21 protein-coding genes are annotated in these 23,390 nt (G+C 59.8%); 8 read left to right on the forward strand and 13 right to left on the reverse strand.

Going from position 1 to position 23,390, the window contains the following annotated elements; all coding sequences use genetic code 11:
• Positions 1–25: 25 nt before the first annotated feature.
• Positions 26–484 (reverse strand): recombination regulator RecX, encoded by a 459-nt coding sequence (gene recX / locus ACZ5SR_RS01725; RefSeq protein WP_464449871.1) that lies wholly within the window; start codon positions 482–484, stop codon positions 26–28.
• 24 nt (positions 485–508) lie between these two features.
• A complete protein-coding gene (gene recA / locus ACZ5SR_RS01730; protein ID WP_090044113.1) occupies positions 509–1,546 on the reverse strand; it encodes a recombinase RecA in 1,038 nt (345 codons plus the stop codon).
• A 141-nt stretch (positions 1,547–1,687) separates the two neighbouring features.
• Between recA and ACZ5SR_RS01735 the strand changes: the two genes are divergently transcribed.
• From ACZ5SR_RS01735 to ACZ5SR_RS01745, 3 genes are all read left to right on the forward strand, one after another.
• The gene (locus ACZ5SR_RS01735) at positions 1,688–2,191 is read left to right on the forward strand and encodes a MarR family winged helix-turn-helix transcriptional regulator (protein ID WP_464449872.1); all 504 of its coding nucleotides are present in this window, start codon (positions 1,688–1,690) and stop codon (positions 2,189–2,191) included.
• A gap of 104 nt (positions 2,192–2,295) precedes the next feature.
• Positions 2,296–2,970 (forward strand): response regulator, encoded by a 675-nt coding sequence (locus tag ACZ5SR_RS01740; RefSeq protein WP_464449873.1) that lies wholly within the window; start codon positions 2,296–2,298, stop codon positions 2,968–2,970.
• Positions 2,971–3,020: 50 nt separating this feature from the next.
• Positions 3,021–4,529 (forward strand): sensor histidine kinase, encoded by a 1,509-nt coding sequence (locus tag ACZ5SR_RS01745; protein ID WP_464449874.1) that lies wholly within the window; start codon positions 3,021–3,023, stop codon positions 4,527–4,529.
• A gap of 126 nt (positions 4,530–4,655) precedes the next feature.
• Here the strand turns inward: ACZ5SR_RS01745 and ACZ5SR_RS01750 are convergent, their stop codons facing one another.
• The 4 genes from ACZ5SR_RS01750 to ACZ5SR_RS01765 are packed head-to-tail and all read right to left on the reverse strand — an operon-like array spanning position 4,656 to position 7,001.
• Positions 4,656–5,315: a glutathione S-transferase family protein gene (locus ACZ5SR_RS01750; RefSeq protein WP_464449875.1), complete on the reverse strand. Its 660-nt coding sequence runs from the start codon at positions 5,313–5,315 to the stop codon at positions 4,656–4,658.
• A gap of 19 nt (positions 5,316–5,334) precedes the next feature.
• The gene (locus ACZ5SR_RS01755) at positions 5,335–5,577 is read right to left on the reverse strand and encodes a hypothetical protein (protein WP_464449876.1); all 243 of its coding nucleotides are present in this window, start codon (positions 5,575–5,577) and stop codon (positions 5,335–5,337) included.
• Positions 5,574–6,353 carry a biotin--[acetyl-CoA-carboxylase] ligase gene (locus tag ACZ5SR_RS01760; protein WP_464449877.1) on the reverse strand — a complete coding sequence of 260 codons (780 nt, stop codon included), beginning with the start codon at positions 6,351–6,353 and terminating at the stop codon, positions 5,574–5,576. The genes ACZ5SR_RS01755 and ACZ5SR_RS01760 overlap by 4 nt, the downstream gene beginning before the upstream one ends.
• A gap of 18 nt (positions 6,354–6,371) precedes the next feature.
• On the reverse strand, positions 6,372–7,001 hold the full coding sequence (locus tag ACZ5SR_RS01765; RefSeq protein WP_464449878.1) for an SET domain-containing protein: 630 nt from the start codon (positions 6,999–7,001) through the stop codon (positions 6,372–6,374).
• A 95-nt stretch (positions 7,002–7,096) separates the two neighbouring features.
• Here ACZ5SR_RS01765 and ACZ5SR_RS01770 point away from each other — a divergent pair, with 95 nt between their 5' ends.
• Positions 7,097–10,027: a DNA topoisomerase III gene (locus tag ACZ5SR_RS01770; protein ID WP_464449879.1), complete on the forward strand. Its 2,931-nt coding sequence runs from the start codon at positions 7,097–7,099 to the stop codon at positions 10,025–10,027.
• A 103-nt stretch (positions 10,028–10,130) separates the two neighbouring features.
• Here the strand turns inward: ACZ5SR_RS01770 and ACZ5SR_RS01775 are convergent, their stop codons facing one another.
• Positions 10,131–12,020 (reverse strand): AMP-binding protein, encoded by a 1,890-nt coding sequence (locus ACZ5SR_RS01775; protein WP_464449880.1) that lies wholly within the window; start codon positions 12,018–12,020, stop codon positions 10,131–10,133.
• A gap of 157 nt (positions 12,021–12,177) precedes the next feature.
• Here ACZ5SR_RS01775 and ACZ5SR_RS01780 point away from each other — a divergent pair, with 157 nt between their 5' ends.
• On the forward strand, positions 12,178–13,071 hold the full coding sequence (locus ACZ5SR_RS01780) for an NAD(P)-dependent oxidoreductase (RefSeq protein WP_464449881.1): 894 nt from the start codon (positions 12,178–12,180) through the stop codon (positions 13,069–13,071).
• Here the strand turns inward: ACZ5SR_RS01780 and ACZ5SR_RS01785 are convergent.
• Both ACZ5SR_RS01785 and gap (ACZ5SR_RS01790) read right to left on the reverse strand, forming a co-directional pair.
• The gene (locus ACZ5SR_RS01785) at positions 13,061–14,392 is read right to left on the reverse strand and encodes a leucine-rich repeat-containing protein kinase family protein (protein WP_464449882.1); all 1,332 of its coding nucleotides are present in this window, start codon (positions 14,390–14,392) and stop codon (positions 13,061–13,063) included. The genes ACZ5SR_RS01780 and ACZ5SR_RS01785 overlap by 11 nt on opposite strands.
• A 110-nt stretch (positions 14,393–14,502) precedes the next feature.
• The gene (gap, locus tag ACZ5SR_RS01790; protein ID WP_464449883.1) at positions 14,503–15,504 is read right to left on the reverse strand and encodes a type I glyceraldehyde-3-phosphate dehydrogenase; all 1,002 of its coding nucleotides are present in this window, start codon (positions 15,502–15,504) and stop codon (positions 14,503–14,505) included.
• Between the two features lie 244 nt (positions 15,505–15,748).
• Here gap (ACZ5SR_RS01790) and ACZ5SR_RS01795 point away from each other — a divergent pair, with 244 nt between their 5' ends.
• Entirely contained in the window at positions 15,749–15,997 is a 249-nt protein-coding gene (locus ACZ5SR_RS01795) for a hypothetical protein (RefSeq protein WP_464449884.1), read from the forward strand.
• A 130-nt stretch (positions 15,998–16,127) separates the two neighbouring features.
• On the opposite strand, the gene ACZ5SR_RS01800 is transcribed toward ACZ5SR_RS01795, so the two are convergent.
• A complete protein-coding gene (locus ACZ5SR_RS01800; RefSeq protein ID WP_464449885.1) occupies positions 16,128–17,831 on the reverse strand; it encodes a tripartite tricarboxylate transporter substrate-binding protein in 1,704 nt (567 codons plus the stop codon).
• Positions 17,832–18,012: 181 nt separating this feature from the next.
• Here ACZ5SR_RS01800 and ACZ5SR_RS01805 point away from each other — a divergent pair, with 181 nt between their 5' ends.
• Positions 18,013–19,614: a GMC family oxidoreductase gene (locus ACZ5SR_RS01805; protein ID WP_464449886.1), complete on the forward strand. Its 1,602-nt coding sequence runs from the start codon at positions 18,013–18,015 to the stop codon at positions 19,612–19,614.
• Positions 19,615–19,657: 43 nt separating this feature from the next.
• On the opposite strand, the gene ACZ5SR_RS01810 is transcribed toward ACZ5SR_RS01805, so the two are convergent.
• Both ACZ5SR_RS01810 and ACZ5SR_RS01815 read right to left on the reverse strand, forming a co-directional pair.
• Positions 19,658–20,119 carry a hypothetical protein gene (locus ACZ5SR_RS01810; protein WP_464449887.1) on the reverse strand — a complete coding sequence of 154 codons (462 nt, stop codon included), beginning with the start codon at positions 20,117–20,119 and terminating at the stop codon, positions 19,658–19,660.
• A gap of 101 nt (positions 20,120–20,220) precedes the next feature.
• Positions 20,221–21,462 carry a sterol desaturase family protein gene (locus ACZ5SR_RS01815; RefSeq protein ID WP_464449888.1) on the reverse strand — a complete coding sequence of 414 codons (1,242 nt, stop codon included), beginning with the start codon at positions 21,460–21,462 and terminating at the stop codon, positions 20,221–20,223.
• A 131-nt stretch (positions 21,463–21,593) separates the two neighbouring features.
• On the opposite strand from ACZ5SR_RS01815, the gene ACZ5SR_RS01820 reads away from it, so the two are divergent.
• Positions 21,594–22,322, forward strand: coding sequence for a Crp/Fnr family transcriptional regulator (locus ACZ5SR_RS01820; RefSeq protein ID WP_464449889.1), 729 nt, complete (start codon positions 21,594–21,596; stop codon positions 22,320–22,322).
• Between the two features lie 60 nt (positions 22,323–22,382).
• On the opposite strand, the gene gap (ACZ5SR_RS01825) is transcribed toward ACZ5SR_RS01820, so the two are convergent.
• Positions 22,383–23,390, reverse strand: a complete 1,008-nt coding sequence (gap, locus tag ACZ5SR_RS01825) for a type I glyceraldehyde-3-phosphate dehydrogenase (RefSeq protein ID WP_464449890.1) — start codon at positions 23,388–23,390, stop codon at positions 22,383–22,385.

Consider the following 23,390-nt stretch of genomic DNA (forward strand, 5'->3'; position numbering starts at 1 on the left):
TCTTCCCCTTTGGGGTTTTTGCAACTCAGATGTCTTCGTCGGTGCCTTGCACAATCTTGCGCACCACCTCGGCGTTGAAGCCTCGCGTCATCAAAAAGCGGATTTGTTTGGCCCGTTCATTCGGGTCGGCCGCCGGGCGGTCAAATTTCTTGCGCCAAACCGCCAGTGCGCGGCTGAACTCGGTTTCACGCAAGCCATCCATCGCGGCCACCACCGCCTCGCCTGTCAGGCCCTTGGCGGCCAGCTCTTGCTTGACGCGTGCCGCGCCCAACTTGCCGGAGCGGCGGTGCACCACCGAGTCGATGGCGCGGCCGTCGTTGATGAAGTCCCGCGCTTGCAATTCGTCCAGCGCTTTGGCCAACTCGCCCGGTACTTCCTCGTGCTGGGCCAGCTTGCGCTCCAGCTCCGTGCGTGAGTGCTCACGCTGACTCAAAAGCCGCAGGGCGCGGCCTTTGAGTGAGGGCTGAAAACCGGGCTTGTTCAAGCGTGGCCCCTTGGCAAAAGCCTCTTATTCGCCTTTGGGTTCGGCAATGGCCGATTCGAGCAAGCGGATGCCCAGTGATTCGCGGACCTTGTTTTCGATTTCGCGGGCCAAAGCGGGGTTCTCGCGCAAAAACTCGCGGGCGTTGTCGCGGCCTTGGCCGATTTTTTCGCCCTGGTAGGCGTACCAAGCACCCGACTTGTCGACGATTTTGGCGGTGACGCCCATGTCAATCACTTCGCCCTCGCGGCTGATGCCCTCGCCAAACAGGATGTCGAACTCGGCCGTCTTGAAGGGTGGCGCGACTTTGTTTTTGACCACTTTGACCTTGGTCTCGTTGCCGATCGCGTCGTCGCCCTTCTTGATGGTGCCGGTGCGGCGGATATCGAGGCGGACCGAGGCGTAAAACTTGAGCGCGTTGCCGCCGGTGGTGGTTTCGGGGCTGCCGAACATGACGCCGATCTTCATGCGGATCTGGTTGATGAAGATGACGGTGCAGTTGGTTTTCTTGATGGTGGCGGTCAGCTTGCGCAGGGCCTGGCTCATCAAACGCGCTTGCAGACCGGGCAGGCTGTCGCCCATGTCGCCTTCGATTTCGGCCTTGGGCGTGAGGGCCGCGACCGAGTCGATGACGACCAGATCGACCGCACCGGAGCGCACCAGGCTGTCCACAATTTCCAGGGCTTGTTCGCCGGTGTCAGGCTGGCTGACCAGCAGCTCTTGCAGGTTGACGCCCAGGTTTTGGGCGTATTGCACGTCCAACGCGTGCTCGGCGTCCACAAAGGCGCAGGTGCCGCCCAGGCGCTGCATTTCGGAGATGACTTGCAGGGTCAGGGTGGTTTTGCCGGAAGACTCAGGGCCGTAGATCTCGATCACGCGACCGCGGGGCAAGCCGCCCACACCCAGCGCAATGTCCAGGCCCAAAGAGCCGGTGGAGACGACCTGGATGTCGGCGATGACTTCACCTTCGCCCAGGCGCATGATGGTGCCTTTGCCGAATTGTTTTTCAATCTGGGCCAGGGCGGCTTGCAGGGCTTTGGACTTTTCGCTGTTGTCGTCGCTCATGGGAATCTCCTTGAATATCAATGGGTTGGGGCACCGGGCTCAGCACCGATCTGCTGTTTACTGGATGCGTGAACAGTACTGTAAACGAGCTGTATAAACCTGTAAACACTATTTTTTGTCAGTTTGCCTTATCATTTAAGAATGTCAGAAAACACCCATTCAAACGACTTGAACAGCCCTGCGCTGCACGATGACCGCTGGCGACAAACCCATTTGGGTCGTCTACTGGGCCACGCCATGCGGCGGTTTGACGAGCGCGTTCTGCACCTGATGGCGGGCAACGACGGCGTGCCCTTGGCCTTGGCCAATTTGGCTTCACGCGATCAAATCAGTGCTGCGCATGTGCACATCACCCGGCACCTGGCCTTGGACGGTTCGCGCCTGACCGACTTGGCCCGCGCGGCGGGCATGAGCAAACAGGCCATGGGCGATCTGGTCGACCAGTGCACGGCCTGGGGTCTGGTGCAGCGCGAAGCCGACCCCTTGGACGCCCGCGCCAGGCGTGTGGTGTTCACGCCTGTGGGCCTGGCCTGGCTGCAGGCCTTCAAGGACGCGGTGGCTCAGGCCGAAGCCGAATTTCGCGACGCGGTGGGCAAGGACGTGGCCACCGTGGTGGCTTTGGGGCTGGAGGCGTATGCGCATTGATGCAGGCGGGGTGTTTGCGGCGAGGTCTTGCGCCAAGCAGACACTAAAATCAGACAGCCGGGACAGACAGCCCAGCGCCGCCGCCACAACAACAGGAGACAGACATGCGCATTCTGATAGCCGAAGACGACCAGGTGCTTGCCGATGGTTTGTTGCGAACTTTGCGCAGCGCGGGCGCAGCGGTGGACCATGTGGCCAGCGGGAGCGAGGCCGACGCTGCCTTGATGACCAACCATGAATTCGATTTGCTGATTCTGGACTTGGGCTTGCCCAAAATGCACGGTCTGGAAGTGCTCAAGCGCTTGCGGGCAAGGGGCTCAACGCTGCCGGTTTTGATCCTCACGGCTGCAGACAGCGTAGAAGAACGTGTCAAGGGCCTGGACTATGGCGCTGACGATTACATGGCCAAGCCCTTTAGCCTGCAGGAACTCGAAGCCCGCGTGCGAGCCCTCACCCGCCGTGGCATGGGTGGTGCAACTTCGCAAATCAAGCACGGCCCACTGATTTACGACCAATCGGGTCGCGTGGCCACCATCGACGGCAAGATGGTCGAGTTGTCGGCCCGCGAGTTGGGTCTGCTCGAAGTGCTGCTGCAGCGCGCTGGCCGTCTGGTCAGCAAAGACCAGCTGGTTGAACGTCTGTGCGAATGGGGCGAGGAAGTCAGCAACAACGCGATCGAGGTGTACATCCACCGTTTGCGCAAGAAGATTGAAAAAGGCCCGATCCGCATCGCCACGGTACGTGGCTTGGGCTATTGCCTCGAAAAAATTCCAGGCTGAACGCCTGTTGATTCGAACCACACCGGCACTGCACCCAGGATGACGCCGCCATGAAATCGCGAGGGTGGAGTGTGCGCCTCTTCAAGCGCGAACAGCGGTCCTTGTTCGGGGAAATTCTCGACTGGATGCTGACCCCGCTGTTGCTGCTGTGGCCCATCAGCCTGGCCCTCACCTGGTTGGTGGCGCAGGGACTGGCCAACAAGCCGTTCGACCGCGCACTGGTGTACAACGTCCAGGCGTTGGCTCAGCAAGTCAAGCTCGGCCCCGACCAGAGTGTGCAATTCAATCTGCCCCAACCTGCCAGCGAATTGCTGCGCGCCGACGAGACCGATCTGGTCTATTACCAGGTGCGTGGAAGACGCGGCGAGCACCTCAGCGGTGAACGCGATCTGCCCATGCCCAAGTCCGGTGAAGACAAGGGCAGCAGCTACGAAGTGCACATCCGCGATGACGAGATGCGTGGCCTGGAAGTGCGCGTGGCCTACACCTGGATAAGGCTGGATGCCGAGGGCAAAAATCCGGCTTTGGTGCAGGTGGCCGAGACGCGTGAAAAACGATCGGTGTTGGCCGCCGAGATCATCAAGGGCGTGATGCTGCCCCAGTTCGCCCTCCTGCCCTTGGCAGTGCTGTTGGTCTGGTTGGCGTTGGTGCGGGGCATCAAGCCGCTGTCTGAGCTGGAAGAGCGCATCCGCGCCCGCAAGCCCGATGACCTCAGTCCTTTGGACGACAAGGCTGTGCCCATGGAGGTGGCCCCGCTGGTGGTGTCGGTGAACGACTTGCTGGAGCGATTGAAGGATTCCATCATCACTCAAAAGCGCTTTTTGGCCGATGCCGCGCACCAACTCAAAACACCGCTGGCAGGTTTGCGCATGCAGGCCGATCTGGCACAACGTTCGGGCTCCAGCGAAGAGGATCTGAAAAAATCGCTCCAGCAAATCGGTCGTGCCAGCGTACAGGCCACCCACACGGTGAACCAACTGCTGTCGCTGGCCCGCGCTGAAGGTGGCGGGATGCACCTGGCACAACAAAGCTGCGACATGGTGGTGTTGGCGAGGGAAGTTTTGCAAGACTGCCTGCCCAGTGCCATGGACAAGGGCCTGGACCTGGGCTACGAAGGGGTCGAACCCGATACGCCGGGCGCGCAAGTGCAAGGCAACCCCACCTTGCTCAAGGAAATGCTGCGCAACCTGGTGGAGAACGCGGTGAATTACACACCGAGCACGCCTGAGCGCCAAGGCGTGGTAACTGTGCGCGTGTTGGTGGACCCTTACAGCAAAGCCTTGGTCATGCAGGTCGAAGACAACGGCCTGGGCATTCCTGCGGCCGAGCATGATTTGGTCTTCCAGCCCTTTTACCGGGCGCTGGGTACCAATGTGGACGGCTCGGGCTTGGGCCTGCCGATCGTCAAGGAAATCGCGCAGCAACACGGGGCATCGATCACCGTCGATGCCGCTCATCCCGGTCACACCCCGCCGGGCGCGTGCTTCACATTGCGTTTCAACGCGCTTGTCTGGGCGCCAGTGCTGCCAGCCCCTTGGCGTGAGCCACAACCTGCGTGAAAATTTCTGAACTGGCCAGTGCCGTCCTTCGCGCGCCGGGGCTCACTCCCACATGGCCTGACGAGCAGATCGGTTTTGGTGGGAAGTCGCCCCAGCTGCCTAATGCCAGAAGGGGCGTTGTTCGCTTCAAGCGGGCTTGCCCATGTTCAGCTGCAAACGCTCTCGCTCGATCACGCGGGCCACGGCGGGCTCTGCGGCCACTTTTTGCACAAAGGCCCACAATTCGGGATGCTCTTCGGGCGTGATGCCCGCAATCGTTCCCCAGCGGGTGAGCGTCAGGCTGTAAGCGTCCAGAGGACCAAAGCGCTCGCCACTCAACCAAGGCTGACCTTTGTCGGCAGCGGCTTTCACCAGGGCCTGCAACTCGCCCAGCATGCCGCGGAACAATTGGATGTTGTAAGGTTTGAGCGCCGCTTGAACTTCTGCTTGGTCCGAGAATTTTTGCGGCATGAAGATGTGCGTGAAGGTGGGGTGCACCGTGTTGTTCATCCAGGCCAGTGTCGAGATGGCTTGGGCGCGTGCCAAGGGTTCGGTAGGCAGAAAACCCATGTGCGCAAAGACTTGGTCCAGGTGCAGCACGATGGCCATGATTTGCGTAATGGGCTGGCCTTGGTTCACCAGCACGGGCACTTGACCACGTGGGTTGATCGCTTTGTAATCGTCGCTGTTTTGCTCGCCTTTGTGCAGTTTGACCATGCTGGGTTCAAATTCGGCACCGCTCATTTCCAGCAGCACGTGGGGCACAAATGAACAAGCACCAGGGGCAAAGTACAGTTTCAGGCTCATGGTTGGATCTCCGGAAAAATCAAGGATTTGGGGGTTTAAGTGCTGTGCCGGTGTCGGGGGCAGCTGTGCCGGGTGCATTGGCCGTCGACTCGACCGCCGCAGGAATTTCGATTTTCAGAGCTTCGGGGCGCATCTGCTTGAGCAGGCGTTCAGGTTCTTGGTGGGTGTGCGGGCCCCAACCCCAGCGGGCAAAGGCATCCCACTGCCAAGCGAGAGTGGTCAGATTCAGAATCAACAGCAAGGCGATCAGCCAACGCATCATCGGGTTTGGCCCTCCGCCTGAAATGGCCGAACGCTGATTTCTGCGCTGTGGATTTCTTGAGCACCGGCTTCGGTTTGCATGCGCAAAGCCCCATGTTGACTCAAGCCCAAGGCCACCCCTTGTTGACCATCGCTGGTGTGCACGCGTCGTCCCTTGAGCACATCGCGCGACTCAAACCGGGTTTGCAGCGGGGCAAAGCCTTCGCGTTCAAACGCCAATAAGGTCTGAATCAAGGGCATTACCACGCGTGCCAGGCAGGCAGGTGCGGTCAAATCGGGCAGCAATTCGGTGAGGGCCGCTGGCGCTGTGTTGAGGCCGTCTACAGGGCGCGGGCGGATGTTCAGCCCCACCCCCACCACCACTTGGCTGTGCTCGCCCATGCTGGCCGCTTCGATCAGGATGCCGCCGAGCTTGCGGTCTTCGAACCACAAATCGTTGGGCCATTTCAGACCTATTTCGGGGTGCAGGCTCTCGGCCAGGCTCAGGCCCACGGCCAGCGACAGGCCGGACCAGTCTTGGGGCTTGAGGGGCAGGCTGAGTGAGAAAGTGAGCGAGTCGCCCGGCTGGCTTTGCCAAACCCGGCCCATGCGCCCGCGTCCAGCCGTTTGACGCTCGGCCACCAACAAAGTGGCTTCGTGCTGGCCTGCGCGCGCCCTGCGCATGAGTTCGCTGTTGCTTGAATCGATCTCGGGCAGCACCTCGACTGTGAAGTCGGGCAACAAGGGGAACACTTGTTCCCAAACAGCTTCAGCAGGCCAAGGTGTAGGCGCGATCATTCAACGTTGGCGTGCAAGTCAAGCCTTGGCGGCTTTGATGGACTTGGCCTTGTCTTTGGATTTGGTTTTAACTTTGACTTTCACCTTGGCATCGGCCTTCGGTTTGTCTTTGGCCTTGGTCTTCATCTGCTTCGGTGTCTTGGGCGTGTCTTTGCGATCTTTGGGCGAAAGCAAGGTGCCACGGCAGTTCTTCGCACCGCACCAGCAGGGGTATTCGGCCTTGAGTTTCTTGGTGTAAGGCTCGTCGATGATCAGGCCGTAGTCGTAATTGAGTTCCTCACCGGCCTTGATGTTCCGGATCGCCTTGATGAAAATGCGGTCGTTGTCCTCGTCGGCTTCGCAGTTGGGGTTGCAGCTGTGGTTGATCCATCGCGAAGAGTTGCCGCCAAACAGCGCGTCAATGACCCGGTCTTCATTCACATGGAAGTAAAACGTGTGGTTCGGGTCTTTGGGGTCGTGCGGGTGGCGGTCTTGCGCCTCGTCCCAGCTGATGACCTCGCCCACGTACTCGATCAGGGTCTCGCCTTCGGCGAGGTTTTGCAGCGCGAAAACGCCCTTGCCGTGCACGCCGGAGCGGCGCACCTGGATGCGCTTGCCGGAGGCGCTGGGGGTGGAGCGGCTGGGGGAGGAAACAAGGGTTTTGGCCACGGCGTCAAAAATTTGTTATGGTGAATTCATGTGGGCGCGTGCGTGAGCGCGTGCCCGGGCGCGTGCGCACACGCGAGACAACGGATTGTAATGATATGAAGACACTGGTAATTGCAGAGAAGCCTTCGGTGGCTCAAGACATCGTCAAAGCCTTGACCCCGACCTCGGGCAAGTTCGAGAAACACGACGACCACTTTGAGAACGACACTTACGTCGTGACCAGCGCGGTGGGCCACCTGGTGGAGATCCAGGCCCCCGAGCAATACGACGTGAAACGCGGCAAGTGGAGCTTTGCCAATTTGCCGGTGATCCCACCGCACTTTGACTTGAAGCCCGTGGACAAAACCAAGAGCCGCCTCTCTGCCGTGGTCAAGCAGGCCAAGCGCAAGGACGTGAACGCCCTCATCAATGCCTGTGACGCGGGGCGCGAGGGTGAATTGATCTTCCGCTTGATCGAGCAGTACGCCGGGGGCGCCAAGACGCTGGACAAGCCCGTGCAGCGCCTGTGGCTGCAGTCCATGACACCCCAAGCGATCCGCGACGGCTTTGGCAAGCTGCGCAGCAACAGCCAAATGCAGGGCCTGGCCGACGCCGCGCGCAGCCGCTCTGAAGCCGACTGGTTGGTGGGCATCAACGGCACGCGGGCCATGACCGCCTTCAACTCGCGCGATGGCGGCTTCTTTTTGACCACGGTGGGACGGGTGCAGACCCCCACGCTGGCGGTGGTGGTGGAGCGTGAAGAACAAATCCGCAAATTCATCAGCCGTGATTACTGGGAAATCCACGCCGAGTTTGGCGCTGCCGCAGGCACCTATGCGGGCAAATGGTTCGACCCGAAGTGGCGCAAAGAAGAAGACGCCGAGAAGAAAGCCGACCGCCAATGGACCGCGGCCGAGGCGCAAGCCATCGTCGACGCCGTGCGCGGCAAGACCGCCTCGGTGACCGAAGAGGCCACACCCACCACCCAAGCCAGCCCTGGCCTGTTTGACCTGACCAGCTTGCAGCGCGAGGCCAACGGCAAGTTCGGCTTTTCGGCCAAGACCACGCTGGCGCTGGCGCAAAGCCTGTACGAACGCCACAAAGCCCTGACTTACCCCCGGACCGACTCGCGCCACCTGCCCGAAGACTATGTGCCCGTGGCCAAAGAAACTTTCGAGATGCTGGCCGACAGCGGCATGCGCCACCTGGCCCCGCACGCCCTCACTGCGCTCAACAACAACTACGTGCGCAAGATCCCGCGCATCTTCGACAACAAAAAGGTCTCGGACCACTTCGCCATCATCCCCACGCTGCAAGCGCCCAGCGGGTTGTCAGAGGCCGAGCAAAAGTTGTACGACCTGGTGGTGCGCCGCTTCATGGCGGTGTTCTTCCCCAGCGCCGAATACCAAGTGACCACCCGCATCAGCGTGGCCGCAGGCCACAGCTTCAAGACCGTGGGCAAGGTGCTGGTCAAGCCGGGCTGGCTGGCGATTTACGGCAAAGAAGCCGCCCAAGAAGTGGAAGACGCCAAGGATGGCGACAAGGGCCAGAACTTGGTGCCGGTACAACCGGGCGAGCAGGTGGGTGTCGAGTCGGTCGAAGCCAAGGGCCTGAAAACCCGTCCGCCGGCCCGCTACTCCGAAGCCACGCTGCTGGGCGCCATGGAGGGCGCAGGCAAGATGGTTGACGACGACGAGCTGCGCGAAGCCATGCAGGAAAAAGGCTTGGGCACACCTGCGACCCGCGCCGCCACGATCGAAGGCCTGATCAACGAAAAATACATGCTGCGCGAAGGCCGCGAGATGATCCCCACGGCCAAGGCCTTCCAGCTCATGACGCTGTTGCGCGGCTTGCAGGTGGAAGAACTGTCCAAGCCCGAGCTGACCGGCGAGTGGGAATACAAGCTGGCGCAAATGGAGCAAGGCAAATTGAGCCGCGCCACCTTCATGGCCGAGATCGCGGCCATGACCGAGCACATCGTCAAGAAAGCCAAAGAGTACGACCGCGATACCGTGCCGGGCGATTACGCCACCGTGAGCACGCCTTGCCCCAACTGCGGTGGCGTGGTGAAAGAAAACTACCGCCGGTACACCTGCACGGGTGCCCTTGGGGCCAGTGAAGGCTGCGGCTTTTCATTCGGCAAAACGCCGGCAGGCCGCACCTTTGAGCCCGCCGAGGTCGAGCAGTTCATGCGCGACAAAAAGATCGGCCCTTTGGACGGCTTCCGTTCCAAAGCCGGTTGGCCTTTTGTGGCCGAGATGGCGCTCAAGTACAACGAAGAAGAAAAGAACTGGAAGCTCGAATTCGACTTTGGTGACGACAAAAAGAACGAAGAGAGTGGCGAGATCGTCGAGTTCACCGACGAGTCGCTGGGCGTGTGCCCCAAGTGCGGCAGCGCTGTGCACGAACACGGCAGCAACTATGTGTGCAGCAAAGCCGTGCCGACGAACGAGCAACCCACGCCGAGCTGCGACTTCAAGACCGGCAAGATCATCTTGCAGCAACCGGTGGAGCGCGAACAAGTCGTCAAACTCTTGGCCGCTGGTAAGACCGACCTGCTCGACAAGTTCATCAGCAACCGCACACGCCGCAGCTTCAAGGCCATGTTGGCCTGGAACCCCGAAGAGGGTAAGGTGACGTTTGAGTTTGAGCAACGCGAAGGCGGCAAGAAATACCCACCGCGCAAGACGGCGGCCAAAAAGACCCCGTTTGGCAAAGTCGCGGTGAAGAAAGCTGCGGCCAAAACCACGGCCGCCAAAACGCCTGCGGCCAAAAAAGCCGCCAAGACTGCAGCGCCCAAAGCGCCGCGCAAAGCGGCTGTGGGCACCTTGAAGCCCAGCGCTTCACTGGCCGCCGTGATCGGTGACGGCACCTACGCCCGCACCGAGGTGGTCAAGAAAATCTGGGACTACATCAAGGCCAACAACCTGCAAGACCCGGCCGACAAGCGCTCTATCAAGGCCGACGGCAAATTGCAAGCCGTGTTCGGCAAGGACAGCGCCACCATGTTTGAGCTGGCGGGCATCATCGGCAAGCACCTGAGTTAAGGGTGCTTGGCCTTTCCAAAAACGCCACGCCAGCCGTGGCGTTTTTTGTGGGCCTTCCAACAGGGCGTCCTGCTGCTTGAGCTGGGGCTCAGCTAGCCGCCCCTCAGGGCGCGTGCAGAACCAGCTTCACGGGCAGCGCATCCAGCAAGGGCTTGAGTGCATTCCAAGCAGCAACAGGCGTGGCGCGGGCGTCCACCACCACCTGTGCATCACCCGCTGCTTGCACTTGCGGCCATTGCGTGGGTTCAAGTTGCAAGGGCGCTAAGGTGTTGTGGACCAGTCCCTGCACCACGGCCGCTGTGGCCAAGGTGCGCAGTTCGGGTTTGTAGATCTTGCCCACGTTGGTCACGGGCATGCGTGCCAGCACCGTGATCGACTTGGGACGAGCGGGAGCCTCGTCGACACCTTCAGCGGTGAAAGTCAGCAATTCGGCCTCGCTGACCGTGCTGCCAGGCTTGAGGGTGGCAAAGGCCACAGGCAGTTCCCCTGCATAGGCGTCGGGTGCACCCACGGCGGCGCACAAATCGACGGCCGGGTGAGCACCCAGGGCGTCTTCAATCACCTTGGGGTCGATGTTGTGACCGCCGCGGATGATCAGGTCCTTGGCACGACCCGACAGGTGCAGCCGGCCTTGCGTGTCGACGAAGCCCACGTCACCCGTGATGAGCCAGCCATCGGGTGTGAAGCTGCTTGCGGTTTCAGCCGCATCCAAGTAGCCCGAAAACAGATTCGGCCCCCGGTACAGCACCATGCCTTTGTCGCTCGCGGGCAGGTCGTCTCCGGTGGCCTGGTCGTCGCTGTTCAAGGCCACGATGCGCACTTGTGCATGCGGCAGTGGCCAGCCCACGCAACCGGCCGGAGCGCTCAGACCCGGCGGGGCCACGGTGCTCAAACCTGCTGTTTCGGTCATGCCTAGGCTCTCGTTGATCTGCAAACCGAAAGTTTGCGCAAAGCGTTGTGCCAACTCGGGCGGCAAGGGCGCTGCCCCCGTGCGTACGGAACGCATGCGCGAGATGTCAGCGCCATCCAGCGGCACACCTGCCAAGGCGGCCAGCACGGTGGGCACGCCCGACATGAGGGTGCAGCCATGGTGCTCTGCCAAGCGCCAGTAGTTTTGCACCACGTCGCGGTTGCGAAAAAGCGCGGCGGTTGGAATGATGACGTGCATACCCACCGCCAAGGAACACAAGGCCCCCGGTAAAACGCCCGCCACATGGAACAGCGGGTAGCCGTTGATCGTCACGTCGCTGGCTTGAAAGCCCTGCATCGTGGCGTTGGCCCACGCCGTGAAGATTTGCGCCCCATGGCTATGCCGCGCCAGCTTGGGCGCACCGGTGGTGCCGCCCGTATGAAAGTAAGCAGCGATGTCTTGGGGGCTGAACACCCGATCGCTGAGCAGCCGGTCTGAGGCCTGTTGAGCGCGATGGGCGTGAAAGTCTTGGGTGCCATCGGGCAGGGCCTCGGCCAAGGGCTCACCCTCTGGGTGCACCAGCAGCACGGTCTGCAAATGGGGCAATTGGGCTTGCAAGCGCAGCGCTTTGGCGCGCATCTGGGTGTCGTCGTCCACGCCGTGTGCGATCAGCACCTTCGCTTGGCTGGCCCGCAGCAAAGACAGCAGTTTGTCTTCGCTGAGCAAGGGGTTGAGTGGCTGCACGATGCCCGCCGCCTCGCCACCCCACAGCGCCAAGTGGTAAGCCAAGCCGCCCGGCAACAAAATGGCCACCACGTCGTGTGGGCAGAGGTGCAAGCCGTGCAGCAGGTTGGCGGTTTGGTGGATGCCTTTAAGCAAGTCACGGTAGGTCCAAGTGGTGGACTTGCCGCCGGGTTGGCCCGTGTGCAAAAAGGTCAGTGCAGGGCGGTCGGCATGAACCTCGGCACTGGCACGGATCAGCGCATAGGTGCTGGCCCAAGGCACGGTCTGTGCCAAGGGCGTGGCCTCGATGCGGTGAATGTCGGCGAGGGCTTGGACGGGAGATGAAACAGTCAGGTGCATGACCGATGTTAGCCACCGTCTGCGGCAGACTTTGTCTCGCAAGCGGCAGATCACCTTGAGGAGGCCCCGAGCATTGACTTGAAATTGCACAGGCGACAGCCCCGTCCCGCGATATCTTCCAGAATGGTGGTTCCTTTCACCACACAGCAGAGACACCATGCAACACATCGGATTTATCGGCGCTTCGGGATTGATGGGCCATGGCATGGCCAAGAACATTCGGGCCAAGGGTTTTGATTTGTCGATCACGGTGCACCAGCGCACCGCGCCCGTGCAGGACTTGCTGGCTGCGGGCGCGCGGCAGGTCAGCGCATACGCCGACTTGGCGGCCTGTGATGCGGTGCTCATTTGTGTGACCGGCTCGCCCCAAGTTGAGGCAGTCGTGGCTGGGCCGGGAGGCATCTTGTCCAAGGCGAGCGCTGGCCTGATCATCATCGACACTTCCACCAGCGAGCCTGATTCCACGCGGCGTATGGCGGCCTTGTGTGCTGCGCAAGGCGTGATTTATGTGGACGCACCCCTGACGCGCACACCCATCGAGGCCGAGGCGGGCAAGCTCAACTCCATGGTAGGCGCATCGCCCGAGGTGTTCGCGCGCATCGAGTCGGTCATTCGGGCGTACAGCGAAAACGTGTTCCATGTGGGTGAAATGGGCTCGGGTCACGTCGTCAAGCTGCTCAACAACTTTGTGGCACAAGCCATTTGCACCGCTACAGCCGAGGCCTTCGCTGTGGGGGCCAAGGCGGGCGTGGACCTGGACAAACTGGTGCAGGTCATCTCGGCAGGCGGAGTCAATTCGGGACTGTTCCAGCTGATGAGCAAAACACTTCAGGGCGACTATGGCGCGATGAAGTTCGAGCTGAACAATGCAGCCAAGGATTTGCGTTACTACTCGCACCTCACCGAGAGCGTGAAAGTGCCTTCCATCATTGGCACCAGCGTGCACCAGGCGCTGAACACGGCCGTGGCTTTGGGCTATGGCAGCGAGATGGTGCCCTCATTGGTCAAGGCGCAGGCCCAACTCAACCAAGTCACGATCGTCAAGGCTTAATGCCTTCGATGCCTTCGATGGCTTGGAGGGCCTGGGACACCTCCCTGACCGTCGGCCGTTGACGCGGCTGATTGGACAGGCAGGCGTGGGCCAGGTCCTGCAGAGCTTGGACTGAAGGGTGGGCGGCTTGCGCCTGTGCAGCAGTGCCCAACTCTTCCAACAAACACCCCAAAGCCCGCACCTCCAGCGCCAGCAGGTTTTGGCGCAACGCGCTTTGATCGATCGGCAGCCGTGTGGCCGCGCCAAAGTCGCCCAAGCGAGCTTGACCGTGCACGGGGTCGACCAGGATGTTGTGGGCATACAAGTCGCCGTGCATCACGCCGCGCTGGTGCAGGTGCGCCAGCGCATCGGCCACATCGCGGGCCATTTGCAGGGCCAATGCAGCAGAGAGCTGAAAGCCCGGCGGGTACACGTCGCGGGTGCAGCTGTCCAGGCTGGGCGGTGCCGCCAGATTGACATGTGCGGCAGGAATCAGCGGCATGAGCAAACCCTGGGCCTGCGCAGGGTGGCCAGTGAGCCGCGCTACGGGCGTGGTGAGCGCCGGGTGCTGCCCTGCGGCCAGGCAAGCGGCCAGCTCGTCTTCGGGCAGGCCATCGCTGGTCACCTTGCCTTTGAACAGTTTGAGCGCCAAGGGCTGCGGCCAAGCCGCTGCTTGGACTTGGTAGATGTGGCCCGAAGCGCCCTCGCCCAGCAGCGGCCCATGACTCAGATCCGTCCAGGTGATGCTCGGCCATGCAGATGCATCATCTGAAGCACATGTCCAGTTCATGTCATTGCCCGCCAGTGCCAACCAGGCCAGGCGCGGCAGTTCGGTCAGCCAGCTGGGCACGTGCTCCAGGTGGTTGGCCGAAACACGCAGCAATTCCAGTTTTTGAGCCGCCTGCAGGCTATCGGGCAGCGTGGTGAGCTGGTTGCCCGCCAGCATCAGCTTTTGCAAAGCCGGGCGTTGGCCTAGTTCGGTGGGCAAATGGCCGATGGCGTTGTCCGTCAGCGTCAGCCAGCGCAAGGCGGGCGGCAGCGCGGCGGCGGGCACATCCGCAATGCGGTTGGCTTTGAAGCCGACCATTTGCAAAGCCGGGCAGTCGCCCAGCACTTCGGGCAGCACCTCAAAGTCGTTGTCCGAGGCAAACAAGACCTGCAAGCGGTGCAGGCGCGGCAGCTGGTGCGGCAAAGTGCGCAGGCGGTTGCCGCTCAGGTTGAGCACCTCCAGCGTGTCGGCCAGGGCAAAAACTTCTTCTGGTAGCTCGGTCAAGCCGCAAGAAAGATCGAGGCGGTGCGTGCCTGCCAAGGCGCCGCTGCGCAGTTGTTCCAGGGTGTGCATGGGAATCCATCAGCCAATGAAAACGCCCATTAAAAGCATGGGCGTTGTCTGTCGATTGTCGGGCATGGCGGCGTACGCTGACCCAAACCCTTGCGCACAAGCGCGTGGGCTTATGTCTGTCCCACCACCCGCGCCATCTCCAGGCATTTGTTCGAGTAGCCCCACTCGTTGTCGTACCAGGCCATCACTTTGATGAAGGTGCTGTCCAGGGCCATGCCCGCCTCGGCGTCGAACACGCTGGTACAGACCTCACCCCGGAAATCGGTCGAGACCACTTTGGCTTCGGTGTAACCCAACACGCCCTTCAAGGCCCCTTGGCTTTGCGCCTTCATCTCGGCGCAAATTTCGGCATAGGTGGCCGGGGTGTTCAGCTCGGCCGTCAAATCCACCAATGACACATCGCTGGTGGGCACACGCACCGCCACGCCCGTGAGCCGACCTTGGATCTCGGGAATCACCACGCCCACCGCCTTGGCTGCGCCCGTGCTGCTGGGGATGATGTTTTCCAGAATGCCGCGCCCGCCGCGCCAGTCTTTGTTGCTCGGGCCATCCACGGTTTTTTGTGTGGCGGTGGTGGCGTGCACCGTGGTCATCAGGCCACGCTTGATGCCCCATTTGTCGTTCAGTACTTTGGTGATGGGGGCCAGCGCGTTGGTGGTGCAGCTGGCGTTGCTGATGATAGTCTGGCCCGCGTAGGACGCGTGGTTCACGCCATACACAAACATGGGCGTGTCGTCCTTCGAAGGCGCGGACATGACGACTTTTTTGGCGCCCGCGCTCAGGTGCTTGCCTGCGCTGTCTTTGTCCAGAAACAGGCCCGTGGCCTCGATCACCACATCCGCGCCGATCTCGCTCCATTTCAGGTTGGCCGGGTCGCGCTCTTGTGTGAGGCGGATGCGTTGGCCGTTCACGATCAACGTGGAACCCTCTACAGACAGCGTGCCCTGAAAGCGGCCATGGACGCTGTCGTACTCCAGCATGTAGGCCAGATATTCTGGCTCCAGCAAGTCATTGATGCCGACGATCTCAACGTCGTTGAAGTTCTGCACGGCTGCGCGCAGCACCATGCGCCCGATGCGGCCAAAGCCGTTGATGCCGATTCGCGTGGTCATGTGGGTCTCACTTTCGTTGATGGGTGGGCTCAAGTCAGCCAAAACTGGATGCGCCGTGCATGTAACCATCGTATGCCAAATATTGAAATTTTGTTACATAGCCCGGATTGTTCCGGTTGTGTAACCGATGGCTGTTGCGTGTGCAAGCGGACAGACAGGACCCGTGTCGGTGGGAAAAATGGGTTAGTGAATCAGGTGCACATGGTTTACAGATCCATCACTCAACATTTGAAAAGGAAATCACATGTCATTCGAGAGCAAAACACCCGTAACACCTACGCCTGTGCCTGTCCAGCTGAAGCCTGAGCAGCACCACAGCAAAGCAGCGGAGCATCTGGAGCTGGCGGCCAAATCACACAAAGAAGTGGCCAAGCTCATCGGTGCGAACGATCACACTGGCGCTCAAGCCCACGTCAAAGTTGCACAAGAGCATCTGACGCAAGCGCATACCCACGCAGAAGCCGCCAAAAAAGCCATGCCTGCTGCCAAGTGATCCCCTTGTAGTGGCTTTTAAGCCGTCTGTCTCATCAGGGCAGGCGGCTTTTTATATGAAAAGCCTTGTCATGCAAGGCTAAACTGATACCGCGGGTCGGGAGAGTTTTCGTGGATGTTTGACAAGGCGATCACGGTGACACCTCCAGCCCCACTTTGAGTGACAAATCCACCTCCAGTGGAACGCCTTTTTCGGGTGTGACGGGAAGGGCCAAGAAGCGACGCAGTTCGGCATCGAAAGCAGGCTCGGCCAGGACGCGTTGCAGGGCCACGCTCAGGTGATGCACGATGGCTGCGTCGGTGTTGGTGGGTGCGAACAGCGCTGTCCAGTTGGGCACGACGGCCGCATAGCCTTGGGCCTGTGCAGTGGCGGCAGCACTGATGGCGACTTCGCCGATCGCATCTTCTTGAAGGTTGGCCAATGGCTTTATGCGTTTGCTGGCGATGTGGGGGCCGAATAGGATGGCTTGGTCGCAGTTCAGATCGACTTTGCCTGCCAACAAATCGGCCAGCGCTGGTGCACTGCCTCGGTACACCACTGTCTCAAAGGTATCGCTACCCCATACGCGTCGCAGTTCTGCGGCACAGGCTTCGCTGGGACTACCCGGACCTGATATGCCGACAGACAGGGGTTTGCCAGAGCCGCGCTGAGACTGCAGCATTTGCTGCAGGTTGTGCATGTCGTTGCCGGTGTGCGTGGTCAAAATGATGGGGGTTTCTGTGACCAGGCCGATGGGCGTCAGGCGTTGATCGCCACGGCGCATGCGTGCCAACGATGCTTGGTAGGAGCTCAACAAAAGGGTTTGGCCGTTTGCCAAGGCGCTGCCCACCAAATCGGCGACACGCAGGCCAGGAATGTCAATGATGTTTTCAATGTGGATGGGCTGTCCCACCATGGGTTGCATGTACCGCACCAATGCGCGTGCAACGGCGTCAGTGGGACCGCCCGCAGCGGCGGGCACGATCAGACGGATAGGGCCAGACGGTGCACGATGGGACACCAGTGTGTCAGAGCTAATGCTGGTCAATGCATGAAAGCGGCTGCCTCGCACAAGGGTGTCATAGACCGAGGGCAACTGTTGGTGGTGCATCTGACGGGCTGACTCCATCACGTCGACTCGGGTGCGCCGCATCACTTGGCGCAGGCTGAGAGATGGCTTGGCAAACCAGTGGATGAAGCGTGCGGTGAACAGGCCGTTATCGGGCGTACCCGCAGACCCGCTTGGAGAGGCAGAATCAAGAGCCGTTTGTCCCACGCTGGCACCATAAATGACCATGAAGCCAGAAGGCAGGTTCAGACCTGGCTCGCCCAGGCCTTTTTTCTGAACTTGAGCGGAGAGCAGTGGGTTGTCACGGCAGGCGTCCAGGATGATGGCCAGTGCTTCGGGTTGTGCAGGTGCCAGCGTATTGACCAATTCGCGCAACGTGACGCTCTGCTGGGTCAGTGCTCTTATGGAAACATCTGGCAGGTCAACCGGCACCAACACGTTGTCGTTGCCGACTTGTGCGCCATGGCCAGCAAAATAGACCACGCCACGACGACTCGCGGTCAATCGACTGCGGTACTCGGTCAGAGCTTGTCGCATCTGCTTTGCGCCGATGTTGGTCAACAAAGTCACGTCGAAGCCACGCGCGCGCAGACTGCTGGCAATCGCCTGTGCGTCGTTGACCGCGTTGTCAAGTTTCTTCATCTGCTGGTAATCGTTTTGGCCAATCACCAGCGCAACCGGACGCGTTTGTGCCAACAGCGGCAGTGGCGCCAGCAGTGCCATGCACAACATGGGCGCAAGGATGGTGCGCAAGCGCGCAGCAGCTTTGTCAAGGGTTGAAAGCATGGCGGTGTGTGGAGTTGCGGTTCGATTTTGATTGTATGGCGCGTAAACCGGTGCATGGCACGCGGTACCGAATCATCCATACGCTGGGCACTCACACCAAGGGCAAACCACTAAGCCCAGCACACCCGATGACGGGCCATTACAGGTTTATATTGCACCTAGAAGAACGGGAGTCAAATTGATGAATCATTCGGTGTTTGATTATGTGATCGTGGGTGGTGGATCGGCCGGGTGTGTTCTGGCAGCCCGGTTGAGCGAAGACCCTGCCGTGCAGGTGGCCCTGATCGAGGCTGGGCCGCCCGACACCAGTGCCTTGATCCATTGCCCAGCCGGCATCGCGCTCATGGCCCGTACTGAAATCGTCTCGCAAGGCCTGAACACCGTGCCGCAACCCGGTTTGAACGGGCGCATCGGTTTTCAGCCGCGTGGCCGCACCTTGGGGGGCTCCAGCTCCACCAATGCGATGGCCTACATCCGGGGCCAAGCGGTGGATTACGACACCTGGGCTGACATGGGTTGCGCGGGTTGGTCGTGGGCTGATGTGTTGCCCTACTTTTTGAAGGCCGAGCACAACGAGCGCATCCACAACGAATGGCATGGCCAAAACGGGCCCTTGAACGTGGCCGATCTGCAAAGCCCTAATGCGTTCGCCAAACGCTTTGTGGAGGCGGGCGTGCAAGCCGGGTTGCCCTTAACCAGCGACTTCAACGGTCCCACACAAGAAGGCGTGGGCCTGTACCAGGTCACACAGAAGGCAGGCGAGCGTTTCAGCGCAGCCAAGGGCTACCTGACACCCAACTTGGGCAGACCCAACTTGCACGTCATGACCGGTGTCACCGTGGACCGCATTGGCTTGGTCGATGGCGTGGCGCGGCAAGTGCACACCTTGCAGGGTGGCCAGGCACAGACCGTGACCGCCCGGCGCGAGATCATTTTGAGTGCAGGCGCTTTCCAGTCGCCCGCCATCCTCATGCGTTCGGGCATTGGGCCTGCCGCGCATTTGCAAAGCTTAGGTATCGAGGTGTTGCGCGACATGCCCGGCGTGGGCGAAAACCTGCACGACCACCCCGACGCGGTGTTGGTGGCCGATGCGCCGGGGCAAACCGATTTGATCGGCGTCTCACCCAAAGGCGCGTGGCAAACCCTACAAGCCCTGTGGGCCTGGCGGCAGCACCGCAAGGGGCCGCTCACCACCAATTTCGCTGAAGGCGGTGCGTTTTACAAAAGCCGCCCCGAAGAGGCGCACCCGGACATTCAGCTGCACTTTGTGGTGGCCAAACTGGTGGACCATGGCCGTCAGCTCACGCTGGGCCACGGCTATTCGCTGCATGTGTGTCTGTTGCAACCGGACAGCCGAGGCCGTGTGCAATTGGCCGACCGCAACCCGAACAGCGCACCGTTGATCGACCCGCAGTTTTTGAGCGACCCGTGTGACCTGCAGCGCTTGCGAGACGGTGTTCGCCAAGCTCAAAACATTTTGTCCCAACCCGCATTGGCCGCTTATGGCAAAGAGTGGGCAGCATCTGCCGATGCGCGCACTGACGAACAACTCGACCACTGGATTCGGCAAAACGCCGATACGTTGTACCACCCTGTGGGCACCTGCCGCATGGGCCAAGATGGCATGGCCGTGGTGGATGCGCAGTTGCGCGTGCACGGCGTGCCGGGTCTGCGCGTGGTGGATGCGTCGGTCATGCCGCGCATCGTGAGTGGCAACACCAATGCGCCGACGATCATGATGGCGGAGAAGGCGGCGGATGAGATTAAGGCTGCGTTGACTTGATGGAAGGTGTTAAGCGCCGCTAGCAAGCCAAGCCGTTTTTACCTCAAGGCGTGGGTCTCAGACGCTGGGCCCCTGCTGACAATGCCAGCAAACCCAAAGCCATGCCGATGTGCAATAAGTCGCCAGGCAGCAAAGGAGGTATGTGTATCTTGGCGGCAAAAGCTGAGAGCGCGAGCAATAACAGCAGTGCACCTAAAGCGGTGATCATTTCACGGTGTTTGATGGAGATCATCAAAATACCGAATGTGGATAAGAGTGCACATGCCGCAGTCCAGACTTTGAGCTGTGCCACCATCACCAACAGAATGCACAAGGTACCTGCGGAGATGGTAAAAATCCAAGCAAATCGCCGTTGTGTGGCCACATGGCTATCAGGCAGGATGACAGCCAAAGCCAGCAGAGGCAAGCCAACCCCTGCACCTAGCATCGAGAAAAACTGATGCAATGACGGCATTGGCAGCAACCCCGAAAATCGCAGTGCTCCCAATGTGGCAGCTGCAGCCAACAGCAAGCAAGCCAGACGCCACGCAGGTTTGCAGTGGCCTCCACGAATGGCCAAACCCAAGGCCACAAGAGCCAGCAATGCATCAAAAAGTGCTTGCAGGTTCATGCGGTCTCCATGAAATTTTGCGTGATGGTTGAAGACTGATCACGTTGCAACAAGAACAAGAGGACCAATGACACCATCAGGATTCCCACAGCCAGAAAACGCGCGATGTCAGGCAATGGGTAAAACCACATTCCAGCGCCCAAGCAGCCGAACATCAATAGGCAGCGGCTCGCTTCAAGTTTCACGGCACCAGCACGTCCTTCAAAAATGCGACTGAGGCCCGCAGTGTTCAAAATGATCGTGACAGTAAAGACCACGCGCGCAGGCCAGCTCAGATCAGGCGCTACACGCAGCAGCTCAATCACCAGAGCCAATACAACACCCGATGCTAACCAACCGTAAATTTGCTGCCATCGTGTCACGGGTGTTGCAAAGCGTTGGGTGATGGGTTCGGGTGTCTGGACCGAACTGTTGGTGTTTGTGTTGATCAGGCCAGGAGGCGCAAACACAATATAGAGTTTTTCACGCCAGCTTTTGGCGTCGCGCATATCTCGCCAGAGGGTGGTGTAGTTTTTGAAGTTGCCCCAAACAGGGTTCCAGCTGTTTAAGGGGGTCAACGTGCCATAAACCACGGGTTCATCGTCGCGCTCCTCGGTGTATGTGCCGAAAATTCGATCCCAGATGATTAACGTACCACCGTAATTTTTGTCGATGCAATAGTCGTTGCGACCATGGTGACAGCGATGGTTGGATGGCGTGACAAAGATGCGATCTGCCCAACCGAGTTTGCCGACCAGCCGCGTGTGGCTCCAAAATTGGTACAGCGCACTCACCAAGGCGGTGATGACGAACACCTTGACAGGAATGCCGACGATGGCCATCGGGAGATAAAAAATCCAATAAAAAATCTGATTTGTCCATGATTGTCGCAGTGCAGTCGACAGGTTGAACTCTTCACTGGAATGGTGCACGACATGTGATGCCCACAACAAGTTCACTTCGTGCCCGCTGCGGTGTGCCCAGTAGTAGAAAAAGTCGTACATGAAAAAAGCCACGACCCAGACGGCGGGGTTTTTAAGGTCCCATTCAAATGCAGCGACTTGGTCAACCACCAAGGCGTAAACAAAGATGGACATCAGTTTCAGAACGGAACGAATCGTCTCACTGATGAAGCCAATGTTCAAACTGGTGACCGCATCGTGGAAGCGGTAAACCTGTTGCGCATTTCTTTTGGAGATGACATATTCAAGCGCTATGCAGCCAAGAAAAAAGGGTATTGCGTAAAGAATAAGGCTCATATGAACATGGATCCTGGAAATTTTTTCTCCACACACGCTGATGGCAAGCTGAGCGCGTGGCTTGTCATGAGTCTCAAAGATTTGAGGCAACAAGAATGTCGGCTAACCGACAAATCAAGCTCGGAGAGACTATGACAAACCCTATATCAGGTCAGGATGTTCGAGAAAAATTGGCCAGCACCATCTTTGGTGCTGTAGGGGCTGACGCCTTAGATGGGATGCTGCAAGTGGCGCGGATTGAGCACTACAAAATCCCTACTTTGCTTGGTGCTGCGGGGGAGAACCCATCTCATTTGCGTTTGGTGCTTTCGGGACACATTGAGATCATTGCTCGCCACGTTTCGGGCTCTGAAATCGTGGTCGGTCACATCACATCGGGCGGTTGGGCAACTTGGCTTTCGGTGTTCATGGCCCAAGCGCCAGCGCATGATTTCTACAGCAGTGCTTCCTCAAGTTATTTGACTTTACCCATTGAGGCAGTTCGGACTTTTTGCGCTCGTCATCCAGAAACTTATCCTTTGATCATTCGGATGATTGGTCATCGGATGCGCTTGCTGATGGAGTGGACCGGGCAGTCTGTCTTGGCTACCCCGGTTCAGCGCATGGCTAAATTGTTGAGCATTTTGGTTCAGGAACAACAGCATGCATCCGACCAATTACCTCGCACCCTGCATGTCACGCAAGCCAGATTGGCCAGTCAAGCAAGGTGCTCTCGCCAGACGGCCAACCAGTTGCTACAGCAGTTGGAGCAAGAGGGGTTGATCGTTGCAGGCTATGGTCAGTTTTTGATTCCTGATTGGCATCGTCTTGATCGATTTGCGGACGGCGATTTGGGACGGCCAGGCTCACTGACAGGCTGAGGCGATAGGCCATGGCACGATGTTCAGTCTGGGTGAATACCGCCACGCCCATTCTGCCGCTCACTTCTTCTTGTTGACGACCCGCACCATCTCCAAGCACTGCTTGGCGTAGCCCCATTCGTTGTCGTACCAGGCCACGATCTTGACGAAGCTCTTGTCAAGCGCAATGCCTGCAGTCGCGTCAAAAACACTGGCGCAGGGCTCGCCACGGAAGTCGGTGGACACCACTTTTTCGTCGGTGTAACCCAGCACGCCTTTGAGCGCGCCTTCGCTTTGCGCTTTCATCTCGGCGCAGATTTCGGCGTAGCTGGCGTCGTTGTTCAGTTCCACGGTCAGGTCAATGACCGACACGTCGGAGGTGGGCACGCGGAAGGCCATGCCAGTGATCTTGCCCTTGATTTCGGGGATCACCACGCCCACGGCCTTGGCCGCGCCCGTGCTGCTGGGGATGATGTTTTCGAGGATGCCACGGCCACCGCGCCAGTCTTTGCGCGAGGAGCCATCCACGGTCATTTGGCTGGCGGTGGCCGCGTGCACGGTGGTCATCAGGCCGCGCTTGATGCCCCATTTGTCATTGAGCACCTTGACCACGGGGGCCAAGCAGTTGGTGGTGCATGACGCATTCGACACGATGGCTTCGCCTGCGTATTTCTTGTGGTTCACGCCATAGACGAACATGGGGATGCTGTCTTTGGACGGGGCCGAGATCACGACCTTCTTGGCGCCCGCAGCCAGGTGCATTTGGCTGGTGGGCTCGGTCAGGTAGTGGCCCGTGCATTCGAGCACGGTGTGCACGCCCATCTCGCCCCAGCGCAGGTTGTGCGCGTCGCGCTCGTGCGAGAGCTTGATCTTTTTGCCGTTGACGATGAGTGTGTCTTCGGTGAAGTCCACGGTGCCATCAAAGCGGCCGTGCACGCTGTCGTACTTGAGCATGTAGGCCAGGTAGTCGGCGGGCTTGGGGTCGTTGATGCCGACGATTTGGATGTCGTCGTAGCCGTGCTTGAGTGCGGCGCGCAAAGCCAGACGGCCAATGCGGCCAAATCCGTTGATACCCAGCTTGATGGTCAT

It is taken from the genome of Limnohabitans sp. TEGF002 (assembly GCF_055395845.1).

Coding starts and splice junctions, on each gene's coding strand:
- ACZ5SR_RS01740 (WP_464449873.1), top strand. CDS start 2,296: ATGCGCATTCTGATAGCCGAAGACGACCAGGTGCTTGCCGATGGTTTG.
- ACZ5SR_RS01755 (WP_464449876.1), bottom strand. CDS start 5,577: ATGATGCGTTGGCTGATCGCCTTGCTGTTGATTCTGAATCTGACCACT.
- ACZ5SR_RS01805 (WP_464449886.1), top strand. CDS start 18,013: ATGAATCATTCGGTGTTTGATTATGTGATCGTGGGTGGTGGATCGGCC.
- ACZ5SR_RS01770 (WP_464449879.1), top strand. CDS start 7,097: ATGAAGACACTGGTAATTGCAGAGAAGCCTTCGGTGGCTCAAGACATC.
- gap (WP_464449890.1), bottom strand. CDS start 23,390: ATGACCATCAAGCTGGGTATCAACGGATTTGGCCGCATTGGCCGTCTG.
- ACZ5SR_RS01815 (WP_464449888.1), bottom strand. CDS start 21,462: ATGAGCCTTATTCTTTACGCAATACCCTTTTTTCTTGGCTGCATAGCG.
- ACZ5SR_RS01775 (WP_464449880.1), bottom strand. CDS start 12,020: ATGCACCTGACTGTTTCATCTCCCGTCCAAGCCCTCGCCGACATTCAC.
- ACZ5SR_RS01750 (WP_464449875.1), bottom strand. CDS start 5,315: ATGAGCCTGAAACTGTACTTTGCCCCTGGTGCTTGTTCATTTGTGCCC.
- recA (WP_090044113.1), bottom strand. CDS start 1,546: ATGAGCGACGACAACAGCGAAAAGTCCAAAGCCCTGCAAGCCGCCCTG.
- ACZ5SR_RS01760 (WP_464449877.1), bottom strand. CDS start 6,353: ATGATCGCGCCTACACCTTGGCCTGCTGAAGCTGTTTGGGAACAAGTG.
- ACZ5SR_RS01785 (WP_464449882.1), bottom strand. CDS start 14,392: ATGCACACCCTGGAACAACTGCGCAGCGGCGCCTTGGCAGGCACGCAC.
- ACZ5SR_RS01800 (WP_464449885.1), bottom strand. CDS start 17,831: ATGCTTTCAACCCTTGACAAAGCTGCTGCGCGCTTGCGCACCATCCTT.
- ACZ5SR_RS01745 (WP_464449874.1), top strand. CDS start 3,021: ATGAAATCGCGAGGGTGGAGTGTGCGCCTCTTCAAGCGCGAACAGCGG.
- gap (WP_464449883.1), bottom strand. CDS start 15,504: ATGACCACGCGAATCGGCATCAACGGCTTTGGCCGCATCGGGCGCATG.
- ACZ5SR_RS01820 (WP_464449889.1), top strand. CDS start 21,594: ATGACAAACCCTATATCAGGTCAGGATGTTCGAGAAAAATTGGCCAGC.
- ACZ5SR_RS01780 (WP_464449881.1), top strand. CDS start 12,178: ATGCAACACATCGGATTTATCGGCGCTTCGGGATTGATGGGCCATGGC.
- ACZ5SR_RS01795 (WP_464449884.1), top strand. CDS start 15,749: ATGTCATTCGAGAGCAAAACACCCGTAACACCTACGCCTGTGCCTGTC.
- ACZ5SR_RS01735 (WP_464449872.1), top strand. CDS start 1,688: ATGTCAGAAAACACCCATTCAAACGACTTGAACAGCCCTGCGCTGCAC.